Source organism: Paenarthrobacter sp. NCHU4564 (assembly GCF_052156435.1).
In the GTDB taxonomy this organism is placed as follows: domain Bacteria; phylum Actinomycetota; class Actinomycetes; order Actinomycetales; family Micrococcaceae; genus Arthrobacter.
Genome location: NZ_JBQLIS010000009.1, coordinates 115,055 through 138,681 on the forward strand (window position 1 = coordinate 115,055; position 23,627 = coordinate 138,681).

At 65.4% G+C, this 23,627-nt stretch carries 21 protein-coding genes and 1 tRNA gene; 11 read left to right on the forward strand and 11 right to left on the reverse strand.

Annotated features, from left to right (window positions below; genetic code table 11):
• Positions 1-32 precede the first annotated feature (32 nt).
• The 3 genes from ACSVIE_RS11515 to ACSVIE_RS11525 all read right to left on the reverse strand — a co-directional run bounded on the left by ACSVIE_RS11515 (position 33) and on the right by ACSVIE_RS11525 (position 2,555).
• Positions 33-215: a hypothetical protein gene (locus ACSVIE_RS11515; protein ID WP_426006199.1), complete on the reverse strand. Its 183-nt coding sequence runs from the start codon at positions 213-215 to the stop codon at positions 33-35.
• 40 nt (positions 216-255) lie between these two features.
• Positions 256-1,572, reverse strand: coding sequence for a PVV-CTERM domain-containing choice-of-anchor G protein (locus ACSVIE_RS11520; protein WP_442423907.1), 1,317 nt, complete (start codon positions 1,570-1,572; stop codon positions 256-258).
• Positions 1,573-1,709: 137 nt separating this feature from the next.
• A complete protein-coding gene (locus ACSVIE_RS11525; RefSeq protein ID WP_426006197.1) occupies positions 1,710-2,555 on the reverse strand; it encodes an inositol monophosphatase family protein in 846 nt (281 codons plus the stop codon).
• 33 nt (positions 2,556-2,588) lie between these two features.
• On the opposite strand from ACSVIE_RS11525, the gene ACSVIE_RS11530 reads away from it, so the two are divergent.
• The gene (locus ACSVIE_RS11530; protein ID WP_426006196.1) at positions 2,589-3,212 is read left to right on the forward strand and encodes a hypothetical protein; all 624 of its coding nucleotides are present in this window, start codon (positions 2,589-2,591) and stop codon (positions 3,210-3,212) included.
• 28 nt (positions 3,213-3,240) lie between these two features.
• On the opposite strand, the gene ACSVIE_RS11535 is transcribed toward ACSVIE_RS11530, so the two are convergent.
• Positions 3,241-4,026: a hypothetical protein gene (locus ACSVIE_RS11535; protein WP_442423908.1), complete on the reverse strand. Its 786-nt coding sequence runs from the start codon at positions 4,024-4,026 to the stop codon at positions 3,241-3,243.
• A 109-nt stretch (positions 4,027-4,135) separates the two neighbouring features.
• Here ACSVIE_RS11535 and ACSVIE_RS11540 point away from each other — a divergent pair.
• The 3 genes from ACSVIE_RS11540 (at position 4,136) to ACSVIE_RS11550 (ending at position 5,048) form a co-directional block, all read left to right on the forward strand.
• Positions 4,136-4,208 (forward strand) — tRNA-Arg (locus tag ACSVIE_RS11540).
• 1 nt (position 4,209) lies between these two features.
• The gene (locus ACSVIE_RS11545; protein ID WP_442423909.1) at positions 4,210-4,653 is read left to right on the forward strand and encodes a DUF6314 family protein; all 444 of its coding nucleotides are present in this window, start codon (positions 4,210-4,212) and stop codon (positions 4,651-4,653) included.
• Complete coding sequence (locus tag ACSVIE_RS11550; protein WP_442423910.1) at positions 4,650-5,048, forward strand: NUDIX hydrolase; 399 nt, start codon at positions 4,650-4,652, stop codon at positions 5,046-5,048. Before ACSVIE_RS11545 ends, ACSVIE_RS11550 begins: the two co-directional genes overlap by 4 nt.
• A gap of 59 nt (positions 5,049-5,107) precedes the next feature.
• On the opposite strand, the gene ACSVIE_RS11555 is transcribed toward ACSVIE_RS11550, so the two are convergent.
• Both ACSVIE_RS11555 and ACSVIE_RS11560 read right to left on the reverse strand, forming a co-directional pair.
• Positions 5,108-7,021 carry an ABC transporter ATP-binding protein gene (locus ACSVIE_RS11555; protein ID WP_426006192.1) on the reverse strand — a complete coding sequence of 638 codons (1,914 nt, stop codon included), beginning with the start codon at positions 7,019-7,021 and terminating at the stop codon, positions 5,108-5,110.
• Positions 7,018-8,685 carry an ABC-F family ATP-binding cassette domain-containing protein gene (locus ACSVIE_RS11560; RefSeq protein ID WP_442423911.1) on the reverse strand — a complete coding sequence of 556 codons (1,668 nt, stop codon included), beginning with the start codon at positions 8,683-8,685 and terminating at the stop codon, positions 7,018-7,020. Before ACSVIE_RS11560 ends, ACSVIE_RS11555 begins: the two co-directional genes overlap by 4 nt.
• Before the next feature lie 201 nt (positions 8,686-8,886).
• Between ACSVIE_RS11560 and ACSVIE_RS11565 the strand changes: the two genes are divergently transcribed.
• The 7 genes from ACSVIE_RS11565 to ACSVIE_RS11595 all read left to right on the forward strand — a co-directional run bounded on the left by ACSVIE_RS11565 (position 8,887) and on the right by ACSVIE_RS11595 (position 14,866).
• Positions 8,887-9,609: a hypothetical protein gene (locus ACSVIE_RS11565; protein ID WP_426006190.1), complete on the forward strand. Its 723-nt coding sequence runs from the start codon at positions 8,887-8,889 to the stop codon at positions 9,607-9,609.
• The gene (locus ACSVIE_RS11570; RefSeq protein ID WP_426006189.1) at positions 9,606-10,313 is read left to right on the forward strand and encodes a hypothetical protein; all 708 of its coding nucleotides are present in this window, start codon (positions 9,606-9,608) and stop codon (positions 10,311-10,313) included. The genes ACSVIE_RS11565 and ACSVIE_RS11570 overlap by 4 nt, the downstream gene beginning before the upstream one ends.
• Positions 10,314-10,563: 250 nt before the next feature.
• Complete coding sequence (locus ACSVIE_RS11575) at positions 10,564-11,382, forward strand: amino acid ABC transporter substrate-binding protein (RefSeq protein WP_426006188.1); 819 nt, start codon at positions 10,564-10,566, stop codon at positions 11,380-11,382.
• Positions 11,383-12,042, forward strand: a complete 660-nt coding sequence (locus tag ACSVIE_RS11580) for an amino acid ABC transporter permease (RefSeq protein WP_442423912.1) — start codon at positions 11,383-11,385, stop codon at positions 12,040-12,042.
• A complete protein-coding gene (locus tag ACSVIE_RS11585; RefSeq protein WP_426006186.1) occupies positions 12,029-12,835 on the forward strand; it encodes an amino acid ABC transporter ATP-binding protein in 807 nt (268 codons plus the stop codon). The genes ACSVIE_RS11580 and ACSVIE_RS11585 overlap by 14 nt, the downstream gene beginning before the upstream one ends.
• Before the next feature lie 96 nt (positions 12,836-12,931).
• Complete coding sequence (locus tag ACSVIE_RS11590; protein WP_442423913.1) at positions 12,932-13,834, forward strand: hypothetical protein; 903 nt, start codon at positions 12,932-12,934, stop codon at positions 13,832-13,834.
• Positions 13,835-13,837: 3 nt separating this feature from the next.
• Positions 13,838-14,866, forward strand: a complete 1,029-nt coding sequence (locus tag ACSVIE_RS11595) for a hypothetical protein (protein WP_442423914.1) — start codon at positions 13,838-13,840, stop codon at positions 14,864-14,866.
• A 48-nt stretch (positions 14,867-14,914) separates the two neighbouring features.
• Here the strand turns inward: ACSVIE_RS11595 and ACSVIE_RS11600 are convergent, their stop codons facing one another.
• From ACSVIE_RS11600 to ACSVIE_RS11620, 5 genes are all read right to left on the reverse strand, one after another.
• Positions 14,915-17,962: an alpha-mannosidase gene (locus ACSVIE_RS11600; protein ID WP_442423915.1), complete on the reverse strand. Its 3,048-nt coding sequence runs from the start codon at positions 17,960-17,962 to the stop codon at positions 14,915-14,917.
• Between the two features lie 119 nt (positions 17,963-18,081).
• Positions 18,082-18,945 carry a formate dehydrogenase accessory sulfurtransferase FdhD gene (gene fdhD, locus ACSVIE_RS11605; RefSeq protein WP_442423916.1) on the reverse strand — a complete coding sequence of 288 codons (864 nt, stop codon included), beginning with the start codon at positions 18,943-18,945 and terminating at the stop codon, positions 18,082-18,084.
• 1 nt (position 18,946) lies between these two features.
• Entirely contained in the window at positions 18,947-21,253 is a 2,307-nt protein-coding gene (locus tag ACSVIE_RS11610; RefSeq protein WP_442423917.1) for an FdhF/YdeP family oxidoreductase, read from the reverse strand.
• 55 nt (positions 21,254-21,308) lie between these two features.
• Positions 21,309-22,667 carry a molybdopterin molybdotransferase MoeA gene (locus ACSVIE_RS11615; protein WP_442423918.1) on the reverse strand — a complete coding sequence of 453 codons (1,359 nt, stop codon included), beginning with the start codon at positions 22,665-22,667 and terminating at the stop codon, positions 21,309-21,311.
• Positions 22,664-23,602 carry an NTP transferase domain-containing protein gene (locus ACSVIE_RS11620; protein WP_426006179.1) on the reverse strand — a complete coding sequence of 313 codons (939 nt, stop codon included), beginning with the start codon at positions 23,600-23,602 and terminating at the stop codon, positions 22,664-22,666. Before ACSVIE_RS11620 ends, ACSVIE_RS11615 begins: the two co-directional genes overlap by 4 nt.
• Between the last annotated feature and the right edge of the window lie 25 nt (positions 23,603-23,627).

Genomic DNA, 23,627 nt, shown 5'->3' on the forward strand with positions numbered 1-23,627 from the left:
CGGCCCTTGCAGGGGCCGCCCCGCCGATGGTGCTACGGGTTGGGGCCCGTACCGCGCTTCGTAGCCTTGAGCCTGCTGTTGCGCAGGACCACGAAGCCGGTTACCAGCAGGGCGATGCCAACCAGGATGACCCAGCCCAGTGCGGGCGCACCCGTCACGGCAAGGGCGGTTCCTCCTGCGGCGGTACCGCCTGCAGTCCAGTTATGGCCGTACATAGCGTGTTCTCCTTTCGCTGCTGCTGATGCGCCGGAGCGATCAGGCAGCTGCTGCCGCGACCTGGCGGCGCGAGCGGACGAACAGCCAGGTGAACAGCGCCAGGAGTCCCACGCCACCGCTGATGGCCAGGGTGTCCGCGTTCACCAGCGGAATCGCTGCCGCGTCGAGGTTCGGACCAACGGTGGCGCTGGCCAGATCCACGGTGGCGATGGAGCCGCCGGCCACGCCAACCTGCAGCGCGGTTTGGGTGAAGGCGCCCGACGGTGCCGTCTCCTGCACGTTGACGCGGGCTGACACCAAGGCGGTCAAAGCGTCGCCCAGCGGGGTGACGAGGCTGGCAGTCAGGCCGCCCACCAGGGTGTTGATGGCGGTTTCCAGGGTGCCCACGGCGAGGAGGGCCGTGGTCTTGGCGATGTTTGGCAGTCCAAGCGGCGGAATGGTGTCAGGCAGTGCCTCCACGGCGCTCCGGGTGGTGGCCAGCGTGGTGGCCAGGATGCTTTGGATCTTGGTGGACACCGCTGCCGGGAGGAAGGAGACCATGTCCGTGCCGGCAGGCAGCGAGTTCAGGTCGGAGACGCCTGCCGCAGCCAGCAGATCCGCTTCCGTGATCTCGATGACGCCGCTTGCCAGCGGGTTGGTGATCGGCAGTCCTACGGCGCCCAAGGCAACGTTGGCGGTGGTCAGCAGCGGGTCCACGGCGCTGGCCACACCCTGGACGATCGTGCCGCCGACTTCGGCCGAAACCCCGGCAACGGAGTAGGCACCCTGCGGTGCGGCGCCCTGGTCCTTCTTGGCGGCTGCGGCGAGCGTGTCGATGTCCAGGGTAACGTTGACCAGGTCCGCGCCGCCCAGGATAGCGGCCGTGCCTGCGGTGATGCGCGCCGCCGGGATGGCCGGGTCACCGGAGGTCGGCAGGCCGGCCGGCAAGGTTACCAGGCCGGGTGCGCCACTGACGGTCCCGGAGAAAGCTTCCGAGGAGCCGTCGTTGACGGCCTTGCCGTACTGGCTGACGGCACCGACCTGGATGATGCCGTTGTTCTGCAGCAGCGGGATGTTCCCCGCGCCCACATTCACTACGCCGAACACGGCGCTGAGGTCCAGGGGCGTGCTGTTTTCGATGACTGCAGGACCGCTTGGCGGCGTACCGATCTGCTCGGCCGTTGCCGCGCCGTTGGCGGCAAGCCCGGCGAAGTCCGGGATGGCCAGGACGGTGCCGTCAATGATCTGGCCGCTGCCCACCGAAATGACATCGGTGGGGGCGGCATTGGCGGCAGGAACCGCTACGAGGCCCATGGCCAGCACCGATGCGGCAGTAGCGCCGACGGCAGCAGGCCAGAGCTTGCTCTTGTTATTCAAGTATTTCCCCCTTGCGAACGCTGCAGGACAGGGACCGGCAGCTGAGATTGCGGGGCACAATCACCCCCGGTGCAAACTAACAAGGGCGGACGGCCCTGCCCGGGGAGGTACCCGAAGGGGTTAACGCGTTCCGGCGCCTAAGCGAACTGCGGAACAGAGGTGAGGGCGGCACGCAACTCGCGGACCGCCGTCGTACCTCCTGCCATGAACCAGTTCATTCCGTTGACCTGCACGACGGCGGTGTCCCCGCCTGCCGCGCGGACGATCGCCTTGCCGGGGAGCCAGTCCCACTCCGGGCAGCTGTGCTGGAACCAGCAGCCCAGCTCGCCGTCGGCGACGCGGCCAAGGTCGCAGGACCCGGAACCGAACATTCGAAGGGACGCTGCCGTAATTGCTGCGGCATGCCACGGCATGGCGGTCCTGGGGTCGGCGAGCCACGTGGGGTGGATGTACGTGGCCGCGCACAGTTCAGCCACGGAAGTCTCCCCCGCGCCCGAAATGGGTTCGTCGTTCAACGTGGCAGGCCTGTCTTCGCCGCCCAGCCACAACTTGTCCGGTTCAGGCTGGTAAATGGCGCCCAGGATCACTGAGGGGTCCGCCACCGGGTTGCCGCCGCGATCGGAATCGTCGCGTTTGAGCGCAATGGCAGAGCACCAGTAGCTGGAACCGTGCAGGAAGTTGTAGGTGCCGTCCACGGGGTCGATCACCCAGGTCCGGCCGCTGGTGCCGGCCACGGAAGCGCCTTCCTCGCCGAGGATGCCATCATCCGGGCGGCAGCGGCGCAACTGTTCCAGCACATACGCCTCGGCCGCGCGGTCGGCCGCCGTGACGACGTCGGAAATCGATGTCTTGCGTTCGCCCTGCAATCCACCCATCCGCATCAGCAGCGCCAGTTGGCCTGCCTCACGGACCAGGGCGCTGGCCAGTTGGTAATCGTCAAGCGAAGGGTCGAGTTCAGTAGCGGTGTGCCTGCCAGTGGTCATGGCTCCAGCTTATGTGGCGGGATAATGAATGGCATGGCCAAGACACCAGCACAGCGCATCAAGAAGCACGGGGCCAAAGCAGCGGTTCCCCAACACTCGCTGCCGCCCGTCATCAACCCCACTACACAGCGGACGCCGCAAAAAGCGCAGGGCAATTCGAGGCTGATCGTGATCGCGGGAGTGGTGGCCAGCCTGTTCCTGTTCTGGTACCTCCACCTGCTGACACTCAACCAGATGACCCAGCTTTCCGACGGCATGGCCATGCCCGACTCCCTGATTGGCGGTTTCTCCCAGGACTACGTGGCCCAGCTCCGAGGTGCCATGGACGACAACGACCGGGGCCAGCTCAATTACATCCATAAGACGGCGGGCACCCTGTTCCCGCTGATCTTCGGCTTTACCTGGCTGTTGCTGATCGGCAGCAACGTGGCCCGCAAGGCATTGCGCTGGGCCATGTGGGCTGCTCCCCTGCTGTTCGCCGTGGCGCACTTGTGGTCCAACGCCGCGATCGACTCCATGCTCACCCCGGAAACGCCCGACGCCGGTTCGGTCGCCTTGGCCTCGGGCCTCACCGTGGCGTCGTGGGTGCTGTTCTTCGTCAGCCTGGCCTGCGGGGTGGCGGCGGTCTTCCTGGGCCGCAAGCGCGCCAATAAATAATTCGCAGCGCCAGACTCGGCAGCCGCCGTCATGTCCGGCTGCGCGCGGCCTTCCGTTCCGCAGACACCCGCTGGGCGATCACCAGGCCTGCGGCTGACAGGCCGATCGTTACCGGGTAGCCCATGAGCCGCTCCAGTGTTCCCGGTTGCGGCACCTCCATCCGGGTCAGCCCGCCTACCACCAGCGCCCCGATGCACAGCACCCCGCAAGCTGCGATGAACCAACTCATGGGCGTCTGCCGGAACCACAGTATTCCCAGCAACAACAGGGCAAAACCACCACCGATGAAAAACATCAGCGCACCGGCGAAATGCCACGGCGAGGCGTGGTCCTCCGGCACGAGGCCCACTATGACGGTTCCCGCCCCTGCCACGGCAGTCAGGATCCGCACGGCGACGGCGAGGACCCAGGACTTGGACAACACGCGGGCGGATCCATTGCCGGCAACTTCCTGGAAACGGCGGGCACGGGCACCTGGCCTCGCGGCTACGCACAAGATCCCGGCCCCCAGCAATGCCGCGCCCAGGAGCAAGGCCAGCCCCTGGACCACAAAAGAGGCGTTCATCAGCAGATGCAACGGCGAGCAGACGTCCCGGTCCTCGTAGACCCCGCAGGAAACCGCGCCGAGGTCGCTGATGAAACCCGTTGCCCGGCTGTACGGTTGGGGACCCGCCCATGCCTCGATGACGGCGGCCTCCGCCACGAAATACTGGACGACGCTCAAATGCGCCCAGCCGCCGATGTTTGCCCGGATGCTGCGGACATCGGGAAGGAACGTTCCCGCTGCTGAAGGTGCTGCGCCGTGCCCATTCATGGTGGCCAGCCTAGCGGTGTTCGGGGAGCGGCCCCGCAGCTTGTATGCTTGTAGTCGTGTCCGGGCCAAGGAGCTCCAGCAGTGGGATTCATGCGCCAAGGACGCACAGGCCCTCGTAGCTCAGTGGATAGAGCACGGCTCTCCTAAAGCCGGTGTCGTTGGTTCGATTCCAATCGAGGGCACTTGAACCACCAGCAGCCTCCCCGGGACCTGCAGGCCTACCTGGCCGGCAGCTGGAGTGTGGAGCGGACACTCCTCGACCGCGCCACCGGCACACGCGGTACCTTCACCGGCGTCGTACGTTACACCAGGAACCCCGACGGCGGGCTGGATTACCGCGAAGACGGCACCATGCACTGGCCTGCCCATTCAGGGCCGGCGTTCCGTGAATACCTCCTCAAACCCGGAGCCGACGGCCAGACCATGGACGTCTTCTTTCCGGACGGACGGCCGTTCCACGCGATGAGCTTCGCCGCCCACGCCAACCAGGACAAGCACTGGTGCGACCCGGATGACTACTACGTCAACTACACCTGGCAAGGTCCGGACGCCTTCAGCTTCACCTGGGATGTCCGCGGCCCGGCGAAGGACCTGCTGCTGGAATCGCAGTTGAGGAGGACTGTATGAACGTGATCGTGGTCAGCGCAGTGTGCGTCTACAACCAGGCCGGTCAACTGCTCACCGTCCGCAAGCGCGGCACGGACAAGTTCATGCACCCCGGCGGGAAGCCGGAACCGGGCGAAACAGCCGCCCAGGCGGCATCACGGGAGCTGGCGGAGGAAGTCGGCATCGACGTACCGCCGGCGGAGCTTGAGCCCATGGGTGTGTGGCATGCCGTTGCCGCCAATGAAGCAGAAACCACGATCGAGGCAACGGTCTTCACCGCACCCGGCACTTGGGAGGCGCATCCCTCGGCGGAAATCGCCGAGATCCGCTGGCTGGACCTGCACGCGGAACTTCCGGGCGATCTCGCCCCGCTCCTGACGGACCACGTCCTTCCAGCCCTCGCCTCCCCCAACTAGGTCGCAGTTGTGCGCGTTTTGAGCTCTCAAAACGCGCTTAACTGCGACCTACTTGGGTGCTAGTGGTCGGGGACTGCCTCCTGGGCGACTGCGGCTGCTTCCGCGAACTGGGTGCGGTACAGCTCTGCGTACCGGCCGTCGGCCGCCAGCAGCTCGCTGTGCGTACCCCGCTCCACGATCCTTCCGTCCTCCACTACCAGGATCGCGTCTGCCGCGCGGATAGTGGACAGGCGGTGGGCAATCACGACGGCGGTACGCCCCTCGAGTGCCTCCCCCAGAGCCGCTTGGACAGCGGCCTCGTTGGTGGAGTCCAGCGCTGCCGTGGCTTCGTCCAGGATGACCACCCGCGGTTGCTTGATGAGCAGGCGGGCGATGGTCAGCCGCTGACGCTCCCCGCCCGAAAGCCGGTAGCCCCGTTCTCCCACCACGGTGTCAAGGCCGTCGGGCAGGGACCGGATCATGGGTTCCAGGCGGGCCCTCCGCAGCACGTCCCACATGTCGTCCTCGGTGGCGTCCGGCCTGGCAAGGCGCAGGTTGGAGGCGATGGTCTCGTGGAACAGGTGCCCGTCCTGGGTCACCATGCCCAGGGTGTCCCGCAGGGAGTCGAACCGAGCATCCCGGACATCAACGCCCGTGCCCGGCCCGTCGCCACCCAACCGGACAGCGCCGGAATCCACGTCATAGAGGCGCGAGAGCAACTGGGCCACCGTGGATTTGCCCGCGCCGGAAGAACCAACCAAGGCAACGGTCTGGCCCGGCTCAACCCGGAAGGCCACACCGTGCAGGACTTCCTCGCCGCCACGGGTGTCAAGGGTGGAGACCTCTTCCAGCGACGCCAGCGAGACCTTGTCGGCGGCGGGGTAGGAGAAGCGCACGTCGTCGAACTCCACGGCCACCGGGCCTGCGGGGATGGCGACGGCGTCCGGCTTCTCGCTGATGAGCGGCTTGAGGTCGAGGATTTCGAACACCCGCTCAAAACTGACCAACGCGCTCATGATTTCCACCCGCGCGTTGGACAGCGCGGTCAGCGGCGCATACAGGCGGGTGAGCAGCAGTGCCAGGACCACGACGTCGCCGGGAGCCAGCTGGCCGCCGATGGCAAGCCAGCCACCCAGGCCGTACACCAAAGCCAGCGCCAAGGCCGATACCAGGGTCAATGCCGTGACAAACGTGAACTGCAGCATCGCCGTGCGGATGCCGATGTCCCGGACCCTTCCGGCCCTGGCGGCGAACTCACGTGACTCCTCGTCGGGCCGGCCGAAGAGCTTCACCAGCGTGGCACCGGGCGCGGAGAACCGCTCCGTCATCTGCGTACCCATGGCAGCGTTGTGGGCGGCGGCTTCGCGGCGCAGGTCTGCCAGCCTGGACCCCATGCGCCGGGCCGGAATGAGGAACACCGGCAGGAGGATCATGGCCAGCACAGTGACCAGCCACGAGGTACTCAGCATGACAGCCAGGGTAAGGACCAGCGCCACGACGTTGCTGACCACGCCGGACAGCGTTCCGGCGAACGCGGACTGGGCTCCGATGACGTCGTTGTTCAACCGGCTCACCAGGGCGCCGGTGCGTGTCCGCGTGAAGAAAGCCACCGGCATTCGCTGCACGTGGTCGAACACCCGCGTGCGCAGGTCCACGATCACGCCCTCACCGATCGTCGAGGACAACCACCGGGTGAGCAGGCCCACCCCCGCCTCGCCGACGGCCACCACAGCAATGAGGACGGCCAGCCAGATGATCGTTCCTGCTCCGGCCTTCCCGATGATCGCGTCAACAACCTGGCCGGCGAGCACGGGGGTGGCCACAGCAAGGATTGCTCCGGCAACCGAGGCCACCACGAAGGCTATGAGCTTGCCTTTGTGCGGTGCCGCAAAGCCGAGGACCCGCTTGAGGGTCGCCTTGGAGAAGGGCTGCGAGCCGCTCTGGGCCCGCGTCAGTTTGTACAGCGAGCTCCAGGCCACGCCATCCATGCTCATCGTTGCTTCTCCTGACCGGGAACGTGGTGCAGCTCCTGGACGCGCCCCTGGTCCACGTGCCACCGCGAATCCAGCCGCACGTTCTCCAGCAGCCGACGGTCATGGGTCACCAGCAGCAACGCACCCTCGTAGCTTTCCAAAGCCTCTTCCAATTGTTCGATCGCCGGCAGGTCCAGGTGGTTGGTAGGTTCATCCAGCACCAGCAGGTTCACGCCACGGGCCTGCAGGAGCGCCAGGGCCGCTCGCGTCCGCTCCCCCGGGGACAGCGAGTCCACGGTCCTGGACGTGTGGTCCGCCTTGAGGCCGAACTTCGCCAGGAGGGTGCGTACGTCGGCGCTGGCCCAATCCACCAGCACGGCTTCCACCGCATCGCCAAGCCGCCGCCCGCCGTCGAGCAGTCCGCGCGCCTGGTCGATTTCGCCGATGGAGACGGAGGCACCCAGGGAAGCATCGCCGTCGTCAGGTGCCTGGGTCCCCAGCAGCAGGCGCAGCAGAGTGGATTTCCCGGCCCCGTTGGGGCCCGTAATGCCGATCCGCTCACCGCCGTTGAGCTGCAGGCTGACAGGACCCAGCGTGAAGCTGCCTTGACGTGCGACGGCGTCCCGCAAGGTGGCGACCACGGCGCTGGAGCGGGGCGCCTGGCCGATGCTGAACTGGAGCTGCCACTCCTTACGGGGCTCCTCCACCTCGGTGAGCCGGGCGATCCGCGACTCCATCTGCCGCACCTTCTGTGCCTGCTTCTCGGAAGATTCAGTGCTGGCCGCGCGCCTGATTTTGTCATTGTCCGGACTCTTCCGCATGGCGTTGCGGACACCCTGGGAGCTCCACTCCCGTTGCGTCCTGGCCCGGGAAACGAGGTCCGCCTTGGTGGCCGCGTATTCCTCAAAGCGTTCCCGGGCATGGCGTTTTGCGATGGCCCGCTCTTCGAGGAAAGCTTCGTAACCGCCGTCGTAGACCGCCACGGAGTTCTGCGCCAGGTCCAGCTCCACGATCCTGGTGACGCAGCGGGCCAGGAACTCACGGTCATGGGACACCAACACCATGCCACCCCGCTGGCCCTGGACGAAGGCTTCCAGCCGGGCCAGGCCGTCGAGGTCGAGGTCGTTGGTGGGTTCGTCGAGGAGGACGACGTCGAAGCGGCTCAGCAGCAGGGCGGCGAGCGCCACCCGTGCCGCCTGGCCGCCCGAGAGCCCGGTCATGAGGGCGTCGGCGCCCGGTTCAAAGCCCAGGTCCGCCAGCACTGCGGGAATGCGGTCTTCGAGGTCGGCCGCGCCGGACGCCATCCAACGGTCGAACGCTGCCGAGTAGGCGTCATCTGCACCGGGCGCGCCGGAGCCGAGCGCCTCGGCACTGGCTTCCATCTCTGCCGTGGCCCGGGCGCATCCGGTGCGCCGGGCGATGGACCCGGCCACAGTCTCGCCGTCGATCCGCTCGTGCTCCTGGGGCAGCCAGCCGACGAATGCGTCCGACGGCGCCAGGCTGAGCGTGCCTTCCTGCGGACGGTCGACGCCGGCCAGGATGCGCAGCAGCGTGGACTTCCCCGCGCCGTTGGCACCCACCACGCCCACCACGTCCCCGGGCGCCACCGTCAGCGACAGTTTGGAGAAGAGGGTACGGTGGCCGTGTCCGCCGGCCAGGTCCTTGGCCACCAAGGTTGCAGTCATGTGTCTGTCCTCTCGCGGCCCGCGCTCAGGCGGGCATGGAAAAACCCGCTGGTCCGGACTTGGGGGGTGTACGGACCAACGGGTTCAAGCATCAAGCATAATTCAATGTGGCCTCCGCGTAAAATCAAGATGTACCCCACCCGCCATCCTCCTTGCAGCCTTGCGGGGAACCGCCAGTTTGAAAGATCCAGAAAGCTCTACATGCCCCTTCAGTCCAAGGCATTCCAAAGATGGCTCCAAGGCGTTGCGCCCGACGCCAGCACGGCCGACGTCTGCAGGATCTCCGGGATCAAACGAACAACCTTGGCCCAGCAGCTGGTCCGCGGAAAGGTGGCGGAATCCACGCTGGTCAGCATCAGCCGCGCCTACAACATCAACCCGGTGCAGGCCCTGGCCACGTTCGACCTTTATGCGGACCTTCGCGGAGAACCGGTTCCGCCGACGTCATGCGAACTGGTAAGCCAGGTGGCCACCACGGACCTGTTGCGTGCGGTGGTTGAACGAAGCGAACCGGGATCGATTCCGCCGGGCCGCCTGTCTGATCCACCGCACCCCACCGCTGTGCGGAACTGGGTGGACGCGATCGACGACGGCGAGTTGCGGCACCGCGTCAGCGAAGCCACCGGCATCGCCCCCCAGAACTTCTCGGCACATCTGACGGCCAACAGGCTTCCCCCCGAGCTGGCGATCGCTACGTCCCGGGCGGCCGGCGTCGGACCTGCCGGCGGGCTCGTGGCCAGCGGGCTGATCACCGAAGCGGAGGCCGGATGGCCGTTGCGCGGCCGTCAGGAAGCGTTGGACAGCATGACCTTGGGCGCCTTGGTAACGCTGGCCGGTGAACGGCTCCAGGCCCTCGGCAAGACCCTTCGAAGACAAGAACAAGACCAGGAACACACGGAACGGATTTGGGAGAACCTCGGATGACAGCTGTCCTGCCCTGGGCAACGCTGATTGTTTGCCTGGCCATCACGGTGGCGCGTATCCCCAGCCTGCTGCGCGGGGAGAACCGTGTGGTCTTCTACATCTTCGCGCTCATCACGCTCGACATCTTCCTCAGCATTGAAGGCCCGTACATGGCCATCGACGCCGTGCTGGGCGGCATGAACGTGACAAACCTGATCCTGCGTTTCCTGCTCTACGGGACGTTCCTGCTGATGGGCTACAAGATTGCCACCGGCTTCGACTCCAAGTCGGCGGTCCAGGCCATCAGGGGGCCATGGGGGCTGGCCGTCCTTGCCCTTACGGCGGCACTGACCACTTACTTCTTTGTCATCACGGACACCCGCGGTTCCACTGTGGGCATGAACGGCCTGACGTGGGGCCCTTCCATGGAGGCCTACGCGGCCCTTGGGCGCTTCTATCCGGGCTACGTTTCAGCGTGCCTGCTTCCGGCCATCTGGCGCACCATCACGGGCCGCGCTCCGGGCCTGCTGAGGGCTGCGTCAGTGTCCCTGTTCGTGGGTTTGACCCTGCTCCTGGTGTCGCAGCTTTTCCCCCTGATCCCCGCGGTGCACCTGTGGCTGCGTTCGCTGATCAACTACTCGGCGGTCCTGGCAACAGCGATCGGGCTAGCGGGGATCTGGTTCTCAAAAACCGTGGCAAAGCGAAAAGCACGACTTACGGCGTAAGACTTTCACAAAACCATAATTTCGTGGCACAATCATGAATGTGTGAAAGAGGCCGCAGCCTGACACCGGAATCAGAGAACGGGTTTCCGGTGGATGTGGCGCCCACGGGATCACAATTGGGGGGATGAGTGGTGGCGGGCTGTTGGGGACCGCCCCCACTCAGCCTTTTTAACGGCCGTTTCTGAGCGTGATAATACAGCCGGGCGGTGTTACCCGCTGGTACTTTCCCGCCCGTGACTAAGATGGCTCCATGAACAGCCTTCGCAACCGCCGGTCCGTCCTCGCAGCCACCCTGGCCTCAGTTGCCCTTGCACTGTCGGCATGCGGCGGTGGTTCAACTCCGGCACAGTCCGGTGGAGGGGATACCTCCCTGTCGGACGTGAAATCCAAGGGCGAACTGGTCATTGCCACGGAGGGCACCTACCGGCCCTTCAGTTTCCATGCCGACGGCGCAGGTGAACTGACCGGGTACGACGTAGAGATTGCCAAGGCAGTCGCAGAGAAGCTCGGCGTCAAGGCCACCTTCCAGGAAACCCAGTTCGACGGCATCTTCGCAGGCCTGGACGCCAAGCGGTTCGACACCATTGCCAACCAGATCTCCATTAATGACGAGCGCAAGGCCAAGTACGACTTCTCGACTCCGTACACCGTGTCCACCGGCGTGGTGGTCACCAAGTCCGACACCTCGGACATCAACAGCTTCGCCGACCTCAAGGGCAAGACCACCGCGCAGTCCTTGACCTCGAACTTCTACAAGATGGCCGTTGACGCCGGCGCCAACGTCCAGGCGGTGGAAGGCTGGGCGCAGGCAGCCACGCTGGTGCAGCAGGACCGCGTGGATGCCACCGTTAATGACAAGCTGACCTACCTCGACTACGCCAAGACCACGCCGGACTCCGGCCTGAAGGTCGCCGCAGAGGCACCGGACAAGACCGAGAGCGCGTTCGTCTTCCGCAAGGGTTCCACGGAACTGGCCAATGAAGTCAACAAGGCACTGGCCGACCTCCAGTCCGATGGAACCCTGGCAAAGATTTCGGACAAGTACTTCGGCGCGGATGTCACCAAATAGATGAACTGGGATCTCGTCTGGAGTTCCTTCGGCCCGCTCGTCACGGGCGCCGTCACCGGCACCATCCCCCTGACCCTGCTGTCCTTTACCTTCGGCCTCGTGCTGGCGCTCGTGGTCGCGCTCATGCGGCTCAGCCCCAACATCGTGCTCTCCGGCATCGGACGTTTCTACGTCTCGGTGATCCGAGGCACTCCCCTGCTGGTGCAGCTCTTCGTGATTTTCTATGGCCTGCCGAACCTTGGCGTGAAGCTTGATCCGTGGCCCAGTGCCGTCATCGCGTTCTCGTTGAACGTAGGCGGGTACGCGGCAGAGATCATCCGCGCGGCCATCCTGTCGGTCCCCAAGGGACAGTGGGAAGCCGGACACACCATCGGCATGTCCGGCGGTCAGACCCTGGTCCGCATCATCCTTCCCCAGGCTGCACGCGTGTCTGTACCGCCGCTGTCCAACACCTTCATTTCCTTGGTCAAGGACACGTCACTGGCCTCGCTGATCCTGGTCACGGAACTCTTCCGAAACGCCCAGCAGATCGCGGCCTTCAGCCAGGAATTCATGATCCTCTACCTGCAGGCAGCCTTGGTTTACTGGGTCATCTGCCTCGTCCTCTCCACAGCGCAATCTGCCGTGGAGCGGAGATTGGACCGCTATGTCGCCCACTGACGCACCCCCGCCTTCACAGCCTGCCGCGCTGGTCCTGGAAGCCCGCAACCTGGCCAAGGCCTTTGGCAGCAACGTGGTCCTCCGCGACATCGACCTGCAGATCCGCCGTGGCCAGGTGGTGGCCTTGATCGGACCTTCAGGCTCCGGTAAAACCACGGTTCTGCGGTCGCTGAACGGCCTGGAAATTCCCGACGCCGGCACTGTCACCTTTGGCGGCAACGGCGCCGAAGCCGGACTCGCCATCGACTTCGGCTCCAAAGTGGGCAAGAAGGACATCGCCGCCCTCCGTGACCGCAGTGCGATGGTGTTCCAGCACTACAACCTGTTCCCGCACATGACCGTGTTGAAGAACGTCATCGAGGGCCCGGTGCAGGTACAAAAGCGCCCCAAAGCCCAGGCCATCGAGGAAGCCGTGCGGCTGCTGGAAAGGGTTGGCCTGGGTGACAAGCGCGACGCCTACCCCTTTGAGCTCTCCGGGGGCCAGCAGCAGCGTGTAGGGATCGTCCGCGCCCTGGCGCTGAAGCCTCAGCTGCTCCTCTTCGACGAACCTACCTCCGCCTTGGACCCGGAACTGGTTGGCGATGTCCTGGGTGTCATCAAGGAACTCGCCGAAGAAGGATGGACCATGGTGATCGTCACCCACGAGCTGGCGTTCGCCCGGCACGTGGCGGACGAAGTCATTTTCATGGACGGCGGCGTGGTGGTTGAACGCGGACCGGCGGCCGAGGTTTTGCGGGCACCCCGCCAGGAACGGACCAAGCTCTTCGTCAAACGGCTGCAACACGACGTCTAGGCGCTGGACTGGCGTATCCTCGAAGGGGGCTGCACAGCAGGGGAGCCGCGGTTCTTCGGTGCCCAGGTGGCCGCAACAGTCAGCAATGTGGGGGATGTGAAAACTGTGGATGCGACACAGCAGCCGGTAGGAAAGACCAGACGGCGTACGCCGATCATCATCGTGGTGGTGGCCCTGGTCCTCGCCGCAGGAGGCCTTGGCACCTGGTGGGCGCTCTCCCGTCCGGAAGGGGCGCAGCGCGCCGATGTAGCCCGCCTGGACAAGCAACGGGTGATCGTGGACACCTCCATGAACCTCTACGACCCGTTGGTGCAGGACTTCACAGCCCGGTACACCAACGTGGTCTCCGAGAGCGCGGATGAGCAGGAGAAGGAAACAGTTCTGCAGCAGGAGACGGAGCGGCTGCAGCGCGAGTCCCGCACCAACAGGGCACGGCTGGACCAAATGGCGGAGTCGCCGGCACTTGGCGACGGCAGCCTTGCCGATGCCTTCAACCGCTTTAAGGAGCATTACGGAGCGGTGGTGGATTACAACGACCAGCGCATTACCAATACGGCCAACATCACCCGCTCGGTGGGAGGCCCCTGCGCACCCCTCCACGCTGACTTGAACGTCACAAGCCCGACATACGCCGAGGACTACGTGAAGACTGCAGATGCCTGCCTTGGGGCGCTGGCGGACGCGAAGGACACCTCGGATCCGGCCACGGTGGAGCTCCTGACGGGGATCGAAGGCGTTATCAAGGGCCAGCGCGATAAGCAGCAGGAGGTCCTGGACGCCACCAGCGAGCTTGAGCGCCTCGCCAAGCGGACCACCGCAGGTGTGGCCCTGCTGGACATCAACGATGCCCTGGGCAAGGTCAGGACCACGTATGAGACAGCGGTCAAGGAAAGCTCCACGAAGCTTGTTGACGAGGCCAACAGCTCCAACGAGGAACTGGGGCGGGTCCTGAAGGAGCGGCTGGACCGGTTCGATGCCGCCGGCCAGGAGGGGAAATAGGCCATGACCATGGAACAGCCGGACACCACCACGGCACCCGCCCGCCGCAAGCGCAATCCTGCCCTTCTGATCATCGGCATTGCCGTAGCACTGCTGGTCATCGCCGCCGGCACCATAGTCGGCGTCACCCACTTCGCCGGAGAGCAGCGGAAAGAGAGCCTGTCCCTGCTCAAGGATGACCGGCTCAACGCACTCAGTGACACGCGGGCAAAAGTCTCCCCTGCAGTCAACGCGTATTTGGCCGCTTACAAGGAAGCACGGAACGCGCCGGCGTCCCGTGCCGATGCGGAGAAGGCCAGCCAGAAGCAACGGGATGAATTCAGGCAGGCCTCCGATGCCGCGCGCGCCGCACTGCAGAACGTGAAGTCCAGCCATGGTTCCGGTGAAGATCCGGTGGGTGTGGCCTTACAGCAGCTGGTGGAGTCACACGAGGGCTACTTTGACTACATGGAAGGACTCGTCGACTCCTATCCCCTGTTCGAAGGTCTCTTCCGGGAAGGTGACGAGGCCGGATGCAACGGTCTGTTCGTGGGGTCCAAAGCGTCCAGCCTCCGTGAGCGCCAGACGCTGCTCGCCCAGGCAGCCGGCCCCTGCCGGAAAGCAGCAGGCGATCTGAAACAGTCAAAGAACGCAGCGTATGTAGAGTTTGCCCGCACGTTCGATAACCGGGTGGCTGAGCTGGAGGCCCACGCCGAAGTAACGGCGAAGTCCGAGGAAAGCTACACAGAATTCGTCCGGATCAAGGACGAATTCGAGACCAGGCTCGACGACGCCGAAGCACGCAATGCATCCGATGAGGAATACCGGAAAATCGCTGATGAGGCCAAGGCCGTGAACGCCCAAATACGCGCCAACAGGTCGGAGTTCGACTTTGCCGCCGACCGCTACCTGGACAGGGTACGGGAGATGCCTGACCTGGTGGGGGATGTGTTCTCCAAGAACGTGGCAGCCGACATCAAGCATTTTGACGCGGTCATCCCCTTGCGGGTGCAGGTCCTCAAGGACGTGGTGGACACCGAGCTGGTGGAGTAGCCCGCCGGTGGTTCCGGCGGGCCGTTCCTGCACTGCGAAGTGCCGTTCCTAGACTGCGAAGCGCCGTTTCTGGACTGCGAAGCGGAGCGTTGCCAGCTGGAAGGGCCGGAGCTCCAGTTCGGCCGCGCCTTGGACCTCCTTGACCCCCGGGGTTTCCGTTGGCCTCTCCAGCAGGTCGGTGGCCGTCACCCCGGTGGAACCGAAGTTTGCCCGGACAACACCCTTGGAGCGCTGGCCCAGCGACTCGTACAGCCGCACGATCACATCCCCACTACCGTCCTCCGCGAGCTTGACAGCCTCCACCACCAGCGCCGGGTTGGACACGGACAGCAGCGGCTCAACGGGCCGGGAGCCCCGGATGAAGCGCGGCTTGAGGTTGGTCCGGTAGCCCTCTTCCACGGCGTCGGCAATTCCCGCGCCCGGCCTGATGGACACGTCCAGGGTGTGCTGGCCCCTGTCCGCTTCGGGATCGGGGAACCGGGCCGAGCGCAGCAGCGAGACGCGTACCGTCGTCGTGGTTCCCGCGTCGTCCCGGACGGCGCGGGTGACATCATGGCCGTAACTCGAGCCGTTGCTGAGCGCCACACCGTAACCGGGCTCGGCCACGTGGATCCAGCGGTGGGCGCAGATCTCGAACTTGGCTGCATCCCATGACGTGTTGGTGTGGGTTGGCCTGAACACGTGGCCGAACTGTGTCTCGGACGCCGACCTGTCCGCGCGCACGTCCAGGGCGAAGGCGAGTTTGAGCATTTTCTCGCGCTCCTGCCAGTCCACGTCCGTGGAGATGGCCAGCGATTCAGCCCCGGCGTCGAGCGTGAGGCGCTGCGTGATGGTGGAGGAACCCACCCGCCGTTTGACGACCACGACGGCGCCCGTCGCCGTGCGTTCGAGCCCGACGGCGTCCGCCGTGGCCAGCGGAGTGACGTTGTGACGGTAGAACTCCTCAATATCCCAGGCATCCCACTCATTGGGGGTATCGCGGTACAGTTCCAGCAGGTTTCCGGCCTGGCCGGGTGCAATCGCGTCGCGGCCGCTCGCGTGGTCCACCAGGGACGTGAGCAGGCCGTTCCCGTCCAGGACCGCCCGGATCACGCCGTTGTCCAGCACAAAACCGCCATCGGTTTCAGTGACGGAAACGGGAGCCCCGGCCCGGCCGGCCTGCCCCACTGCCAGGGGCGGAACCCCTAGGCGTTTGTGGGGAGCGGCATTGAGCAGGAACTCCGTGCCGCCCTGCCCCACCAAGGCCTGGGCGGCGTCGTTGATGATGGCTTCAAGGTCCCGTGAGATTGCCTCGTAGTTCCGCTCTGCGTCCTGGTGTACCCACGCGATGGAGCTGCCCGGAAGGATGTCATGGAACTGCTGCAGGAGGACAAGCTGCCACAGCCTCTTCAGCTCCTGCGTTGGATAGGTGTACTGCTCCCCCACGCGGATTGCGGCGGTGGTGCACCAAAGCTCGGCTTCGCGCAGCAGGTGCTCGCTGCGACGGTTGCCCAGCTTGGTCTTTGCCTGGCTGGTGTAGGTACCCCGGTGCATCTCCAGGTACATCTCCCCCACCCACACGGGCAGGTTGGAGTATTCAGCCTCCGCAGCCGTGAAGAAGTCCCTGGGGGTACCGATCGTGACCTTCGGTGAGCCTTCCAGGTCTTTGGTGCGGTGCGCAGCGGCCACCATTTCCCGCGTAGGTCCGCCACCGCCGTCGCCATAGCCGAAGGGAACCAGGGACATGGTTCCCCGGCCATGCTCCCGATAGTTGCGCTCAGCGTGGGCGAGTTCCCGCCCATGAAGTTCGGCGTTGTAGCTGTCCACCGGCGGGAAGTGCGTGAACAGGCGTGTACCGTCGATGCCTTCCCACGAAAAAGTGTGGTGCGGCATGCGGTTGACCTTGTTCCAGGAAATCTTCTGGGTCAGGAACCACCGGGAGCCGGCCGCTTTCACGATCTGTGGCAGCGCGCCGGAGTAGCCGAAGGAATCGGGCAGCCATGCTTCCTGGCATTCGACGCCAAACTCCCGCTGGAAGAAGCTCTTCCCTTCCACGAACTGGCGGGCCATGGCCTCGCCGCCGGGCATGTTGGTGTCCGACTCCACCCACATGCCGCCTACGGGAACGAACTGCCCGGCTTTGACTTTCTCGCGGATCCGGACGAACAGTTCCGGGAAGTACTCCTTGATCCACGCCAATTGCTGGGCGGAGGAACAGGAGAAGACAAACCCGGGGTCCTCGTCCATCAAGGCCACCACATTGGAGAAGGTCCGGGCACACTTGCGGATGGTTTCACGGACCGGCCACAGCCAGGCAGAGTCGATGTGCGCATGGCCGGTGGCCACCAGCTGGTGAGCAGAGGCGTATGCGGGCTGGCTGAGGACACCGGCCAGGGCCTCACGGCCGGCGGCGGCAGTCCCGGCGACATCGTCCGGGTCCATGATGTCCATCATCCGTTCCAGGGCGCGAAGGATGTCGTGGCGCCGGGGAAGCTCCATGGGGAGTTCGTGCATGAGGCCGCTCAAGGTCCAGATGTCCTGGTTCAGTTCCCAGACGGTCTCATTGAGTTCGGCGATGGCGATCCGGCCAAGGCGGTACCGCGGCTCATCACCCGAGGTTGCCTTGTCCCCCAGGGGTGTGGGCACGAAGGACCAGCCTTGCGCGACATCCGGGTTGGCCGCAGCCTCCACATAGAAGTCCACGGAGAGTCCGCCGCCGAGGAGTTTGAGGGGCACATGGTAGTTGCGGGGAGAGATGGCCTTGATGATGTTGCCGTCAGCCCGCCACGCGGTTCCTTCGCATTGGAACCCGGGGACATCGCTGTTGAAGCCGAGATCGACCACGATCTCCACCGCGGTGCCTTCCCGCGAACCCCAGCCTTCCGGGACCTCGCCCTGCAGGCGGAGCCACTTGGTGCTCCAGGCCTTGCCCCACGCAGCGCCGTGTTCCTGCGGGGTGAAGAGCTGGCGCATGGCTTCCGAAGCCGGAACGGGCTCCCCCGGGGCTTCCCAGCTGCTCAATTCAAGGGGGACTGACCTGCCGTAGACAGCAGGAAGGATGCGGTCCCGCACAAACCGGTCAAGACGCTGTTCAGTGATCCGGCGGTTGTCGTGCAATTAGTTCCCCTTAGGCTTTGCGGGCGTGGCTGGGCAGGGTTTCGCGTTTCCATTCGATGGATAAAATCTACGTCGTTCCAGCCCGATAGCCAAGTGACAGTGAGCTCTTCCAGCCCCCATCAGGCCGGATCACCGAGGATCCGGTCCCTTCCGGCGTAGACGTTGAGGCTCTGCCCGCGGCTGAAGCCCACCAGGGTTACCCCGGACTCTTCAGCCAGTTCGGCGGCAAGGCTGGAAGGTGCGCTGACGGCGGCCAGGACAGGAATCCCCGCCATGGCTGCTTTCTGCACCAGCTCAAAGGAAGCACGCCCGGACACCTGGAGGACGGTACCCTTCAGCGGAAGCATGCCGGCACGCAGGGCCCAGCCCACCACCTTGTCCACCGCATTGTGCCTTCCCACGTCTTCCCGAAGGCAGAGCAGCTCGGACGTGCCGTCGTCGTGGATCCTGAAGAGGCCGGCAGCATGCACGCCGCCGGTTTTGTCGAAAACGGCCTGGGCCTCCCGCAGCCTGTCCGGAAGGGCGGCCAGTGCACGGACCGGAACGGTGACGCCGTCCTCCATCGGCGAGTGCCTGGATGATTTACGCACTGCCTCGATTGAATCCGTGCCGCAGATACCGCACGAGCTCGAGGTATAGACATTCCGGCCCGTTTCGGGGCGTACCACATCGGGCCTGAGCTGGGCATCGACCACGTTGAAGGTCTGCACCCCGTTTTCGTCCTCACCGGAACAGAAGCGTTCGGAAACCAGCTGGCCCGGCTCCCACACCACCCCTTCCGACACCAGGAACCCTGCCACGAGGTCGAAGTCGTCACCCGGTGTCCTCATGGTCACCGAAAATGACATATCCCCCAGCCGGATCTCCAAGGGCTCCTCCACCGCCAGGACGTCTTCCTTGAAGCGGACAGGATGCTCCAGCGCCTGCGGCGAGCCGTCCAGGACGAACTTGTGCACCTTGCGGCGCTGGGTCACGCGTCCCACGTCAGGCTCCAGCCTCCTCATGCGGAATGAACCGGACCGTCATGGCCTTGTAACCGGGCGTGTTCGATTCGCGGGCCACCAGCTCGCGGTGCACCAATGCATTCGCCTCCGGGAAGTATGCAGCAGCGCACCCCCTGGCCGTGGGATAGGCCACCAGGCGGAACCTGTTGGCCCGGCGTTCCGTACCCGCGAACGTGGAAATGACGTCCACCAGGTCCCTGTCCTTGAAACCCAGCTCCACCAGGTCGTCCTCATGGACCAGGACCACGCGGCGGGCATCGGAAACGCCGCGGTACCGGTCATCCAAACCGTAGAACGTGGTGTTGTATTGGTCGTGGCTGCGGACCGTCTGCAGGATCAAGTGACCCTTGGGGGCCTCAAGGTACTCGAGTGGGCTGACCGAGAACCTCGCCTTGCCGATGTCCGTGGCAAACGTGCGGGTGTCGCGCGGCGGGTTGGGCAGCACGAACCCGTTCCTGCCGCGGACCCGGGTGTTGAAGTCCTCGAAGCCGGGGATGACACGGGAGATGTGGTCGCGGATGACGTCGTAGTCCTCGGCCATGGCCCGCCAGTCGACAGTGTGGTCATCGCCAAGGGTCGCCTGGGCCATCCGCGCCACGATTACAGGCTCGCTCAGCAGGTGTTCGGACACCGGATCGAGGCGGCCCTGCGTCTTGTGGATGACGGACATCGAGTCCTCCACGGAGAGGAACTGGCGGCCGGTGGGGTGTTTGTCGTCAGTGTCCGTGCGGCCCAGGGTTGGCAGGATCAGGGACGTCCTGCCGTGGACCACGTGGGCCCGGTTCGGCTTGGTGGAAATGTGGACCGTGAGGCCTGCCCTCTTGAGTCCGGCCTCAAGGGCATGGGTGTCCGAACCCGCCGCGGCAAAGTTTCCACCCATGGATACGAACACATCAACCTCGCCCTTTTCCAAGGCGTGCTGGGTTTCCACGGAGTCGTAGCCATGGTCCCGGGGCATCCGGAACCCGAACTCGGCATCCAGTGCGGCGAGGAACGATTCCTTGGGCTTCTCCCAGATCCCCATGGTGCGGTCGCCCTGGACGTTGGAGTGCCCGCGGACAGGACACGCACCGGCGCCGCGCTTGCCGAAGTTGCCCTGCAGCAGCAGGAGATTGATGATCTCCTTCAACGTATCCACTGAATGCGGCTGCTGGGTCAGTCCCAGCGCCCAGCAGATGATGGTCGCCTTGGACCGTGCCAGCATGCCCGCAATCCTGGTGATTTCATCGCGGGAAAGCCCGGTGGCCCGTTCAGTTTCGTCCCAGTCGAGCACCGAACGTGCCCGCGCGTACGCTTCGAAGCCCTCCGTCTGCTTGCCGATGAAGGATTTGTCGACGACGGTTCCCGGGTTGCGCTTCTCTTCCTCCAGGAGCAGGTGGCCCAGCGCCTGGAACAGGGCGAGGTCGCCGCCTACCTTGATCTGGAGGAATTCGTCGGCGATGGTGGTACCCCCGCCGATCACGCCGTTGAGGGATTGCGGATCCTTGAAGTTCAGCAGGCCTGCCTCCGGAAGCGGATTCACCGCCACCACCTTGCCGCCGTTGTTCTTGCAGTCCCGCAGTGCCGACAACATGCGCGGGTGGTTGGTGCCCGGGTTCTGGCCCACCACGAACACGAGTTCGGCGTGGTGGATGTCTTCGAGCGAAACGGTCCCCTTGCCGATGCCGATGGTGGGGTTCAGCGCGCTGCCCGACGATTCGTGGCACATGTTGGAACAGTCCGGGAGGTTGTTGGTGCCCAGGCTGCGTGCGAACAACTGGTACATGAACGCTGTCTCATTGGCTGTCCGGCCCGAGGTGTAGAAGACGCAACGATCAGGAGTGGTGGCATTGATGTGCTCCCCGATCAGGGCGAACGCCTCAGTCCAGGTGATGGGTGAGTAATGCGTTTCCCCGGGTCTGATGACCACCGGCTCCGAGATCCTGCCCTGGCTGCCCAGCCAGTATTCGGTTTTGTCTTCCAGCTCCGCGAGGGAGTGTGCTGCCCAGAAGTCCGCTCCCACCGTTCGCGTGGTGCTTTCCTCCGCGATCGCCTTGGCACCGTTTTCACAGAACTCGGCGGGGCTGCGGCGCCCTGTGATGGATTCGGGCCAGGCGCAACCGGGGCAATCGAAACCGTCGCGCTGGTTCACCCTGAGCATGGAACGGACAGTCCGGGCGACCCCGGCCTGGGAGTAACCCCGTTCGAGTGCCACGGAAACGGCTTTGAGACCAGCCGCGGCGCGCTTGGGTGGATGGATCTGCAGGTCATCCTCGTTGATGTCCTGTTCTGGGGCATGCCTGTTCATACGTCCATCATGTCAAGGCTTCGGGCCCTGTGACCACCCGCGTCCGCTGGACGACTCAATCGTCCAGGGCACTCCAGTCGACGGGGCCGGAGGCAGCCTTCCTCTGCTGCCGGACGGGGGTCTTGCGGGGCTTGTCACCGGGCGGTTTGGGCACAGGCAGCGGCTTTCCCCACGGCAGCGGAAATGCCGGAACCAGCTCACCCATCTGCACTCCGTGCGGCGGCACCACCATCACGCCATCGGCAGCAGCAAGGCCGCGCATCATTCCGGGGCCTGCGTGCTGCGCTGGCGATGCAAGGCCGTACACCAGCTTGAAGGGCATCAGCCGCGTCCGGCCGGGGTCGGCGTCGACCATGGCTCCGCACGGAACCTCACCGATGTCAGCAAGCTGCCCATGGCCCAAGGCCGCAAGCAAGGGCCCGCCGATGGTGAACAACGCCATCATGGCCGCCAAGGGGTTGCCCGGAAGGCCCAGAATAAACCGTCCGTCCGGCAGTTCGGCAAGGACGGCAGGGTGTCCCGGGCGCATGGCGATGCCATCGATGAGCAGGTGTCCACCCAGCTCCGCCACCGCGCGCCGGAAATGGTCCGTTCCGGAACGTCCGGTCCCGCCAGTGGTAATTACGACGTCGGCAGGCGGCTCCGGCGCTCCGCCCACCTCTGCTGTGACTTCGGCGGCGGTACCTGGCTCAACTTCCCGCAGCGCGGCCAGCCACTCTTCATAGCTGTCGCCCACCCGGACCTGCTCCCCCGGAATTCCGCCCAGCAGGCCCACCACGGCGCCCAGTTGGGGTCCGAAGGTGTCCCGGACCTCGCCTGGTCCGGGAACTCCGGCCGATACGACTTCCGAGCCCGTGAGCAGGAACCGCACCAGGGGTTTGCCGAGGACCACCAGCTCATCCAGGCCCGCGAGGGCCGCGAGGGCAAGATGCGCAGGGTTCAGGATGGTGCCTGCCTTAATCAGCACATCACCTTCCGCGGCCTCTTCCGCCGCTTTCCGGATGTGCTGCCCGTTGCGCGGCTCCCCGGGCTTGGCCCCTCCCCCGACGGTGAGGATCGGAAGGCCGTCCTCATCGGCGGTGATGACGCCGTTTTCACTGCGGAGCACCGCCTTGGCTCCGGGAGGAATAAGGCCTCCGGTGACAATGGGACTTGCCTGGTGCGGGGCCAGCCGCTGGCCGGGCTCATTCAGGATCCATGGACCGCTTCCGTTGACGGCCCAACCGTCCATGGCTGAGGACGCGTAGTGCGGCATATCCTGTACGGCCACGGCGTCCTCGGCCAGGGTCCGCCCCAGGGCCGCGGAAAGAAGCACGGGGCCGGCAGGTATGGGAACAGCGCCATCGAAGGCCCGCTCGCGGGCCTCGTGCCAGGTGTGTGCTGCGTGGTGGCCCTGGTCCGGGGCCTCGGTCACTCCGCCTCGGTCCCCGTGCCGCCGCTGGTTTCCTTGGCGGCTTCAGGGTCCGCATACTGCTTGGCCACCTGGCGCGCGAGGTTCAGGGCAGCGGCCATCGCGGCGTCATCATCGGCCTGCCCGATACCCCGGGCCATGCCGGCAGCGTATCCGGCAATGAAGGTAGCCAGCGGGGCGGCCGGCCGGACCACGGAATGGGCCGCGACGCCTGCCACCGCAAGGACCTCGTTGACGTCCACCTCTACACCCTCAAGTTCAAAAGCCTGCAACAGCGCACGGCACCATTCCTCAAGCGTCTCGTCCTGGCTCTTCATGTCCGCCTCCAGTTTCTTGTCACGGTCCGGGCCTGTGTCCACGCCCAGGGCAGCCGCGTCCTCCCAGGTGTCCACGTCGTCGGTGGAACCAACAGGGACGGGCACTGCCAGCAGGTTCAGCCTAGCAAGCAGCCGGAATACCGAGGCGTTCGTTAACGTGCCGCTATCCGCGGCGGAGGCAATCTCCACCGCCAAGGCGTCCGTCCTGTAAATGCCCAGGAGGGGTTGTTGCCGCCCGTCCGCCGACACTGCCATTGCACCCTGCTTTCCGGAAGCCCGGGCGACCTGGTCGAGCAGTGTTCCCACGCCCCTGGCGGCATGCGGCATGTCGCATGCCAGCACCAACGTCCACGGAGCGGACCCACCCCCCGACTCCAACGCCGCCAAACCCGCAGCTATCGCAGCGGCCGGTCCTGCATACGCGGGTTCCTCGCGCGCCCTCAGCACCCCTGGAGGAAGGTCGGGGCCCGGCGGCCCAACCACTACTACCGAGCCCGCACCAGCGGCAGCCCGCAGTGCCAGCGAAAGGAGGGTGGCGCCGTCGTACGTCAATCCCTGCTTGGGCACGCCACCGAGGCGGGTGGCCCTGCCACCCGCCAGGATCACGGCATTGAACTCCATCCGGCCAGACTACCGCCACTGGCGG

Excerpts from the sequence above, each read along its gene's own strand:
- ACSVIE_RS11515 (WP_426006199.1), bottom strand. The coding sequence starts at position 215 with ATGTACGGCCATAACTGGACTGCAGGCGGTACCGCCGCAGGAGGAACC.
- ACSVIE_RS11525 (WP_426006197.1), bottom strand. The coding sequence starts at position 2,555 with ATGACCACTGGCAGGCACACCGCTACTGAACTCGACCCTTCGCTTGAC.
- ACSVIE_RS11530 (WP_426006196.1), top strand. The coding sequence starts at position 2,589 with ATGGCCAAGACACCAGCACAGCGCATCAAGAAGCACGGGGCCAAAGCA.
- ACSVIE_RS11535 (WP_442423908.1), bottom strand. The coding sequence starts at position 4,026 with ATGAATGGGCACGGCGCAGCACCTTCAGCAGCGGGAACGTTCCTTCCC.
- ACSVIE_RS11550 (WP_442423910.1), top strand. The coding sequence starts at position 4,650 with ATGAACGTGATCGTGGTCAGCGCAGTGTGCGTCTACAACCAGGCCGGT.
- ACSVIE_RS11555 (WP_426006192.1), bottom strand. The coding sequence starts at position 7,021 with ATGAGCATGGATGGCGTGGCCTGGAGCTCGCTGTACAAACTGACGCGG.
- ACSVIE_RS11560 (WP_442423911.1), bottom strand. The coding sequence starts at position 8,685 with ATGACTGCAACCTTGGTGGCCAAGGACCTGGCCGGCGGACACGGCCAC.
- ACSVIE_RS11565 (WP_426006190.1), top strand. The coding sequence starts at position 8,887 with ATGCCCCTTCAGTCCAAGGCATTCCAAAGATGGCTCCAAGGCGTTGCG.
- ACSVIE_RS11570 (WP_426006189.1), top strand. The coding sequence starts at position 9,606 with ATGACAGCTGTCCTGCCCTGGGCAACGCTGATTGTTTGCCTGGCCATC.
- ACSVIE_RS11575 (WP_426006188.1), top strand. The coding sequence starts at position 10,564 with ATGAACAGCCTTCGCAACCGCCGGTCCGTCCTCGCAGCCACCCTGGCC.
- ACSVIE_RS11580 (WP_442423912.1), top strand. The coding sequence starts at position 11,383 with ATGAACTGGGATCTCGTCTGGAGTTCCTTCGGCCCGCTCGTCACGGGC.
- ACSVIE_RS11585 (WP_426006186.1), top strand. The coding sequence starts at position 12,029 with ATGTCGCCCACTGACGCACCCCCGCCTTCACAGCCTGCCGCGCTGGTC.
- ACSVIE_RS11595 (WP_442423914.1), top strand. The coding sequence starts at position 13,838 with ATGACCATGGAACAGCCGGACACCACCACGGCACCCGCCCGCCGCAAG.
- ACSVIE_RS11610 (WP_442423917.1), bottom strand. The coding sequence starts at position 21,253 with ATGAACAGGCATGCCCCAGAACAGGACATCAACGAGGATGACCTGCAG.
- ACSVIE_RS11620 (WP_426006179.1), bottom strand. The coding sequence starts at position 23,602 with ATGGAGTTCAATGCCGTGATCCTGGCGGGTGGCAGGGCCACCCGCCTC.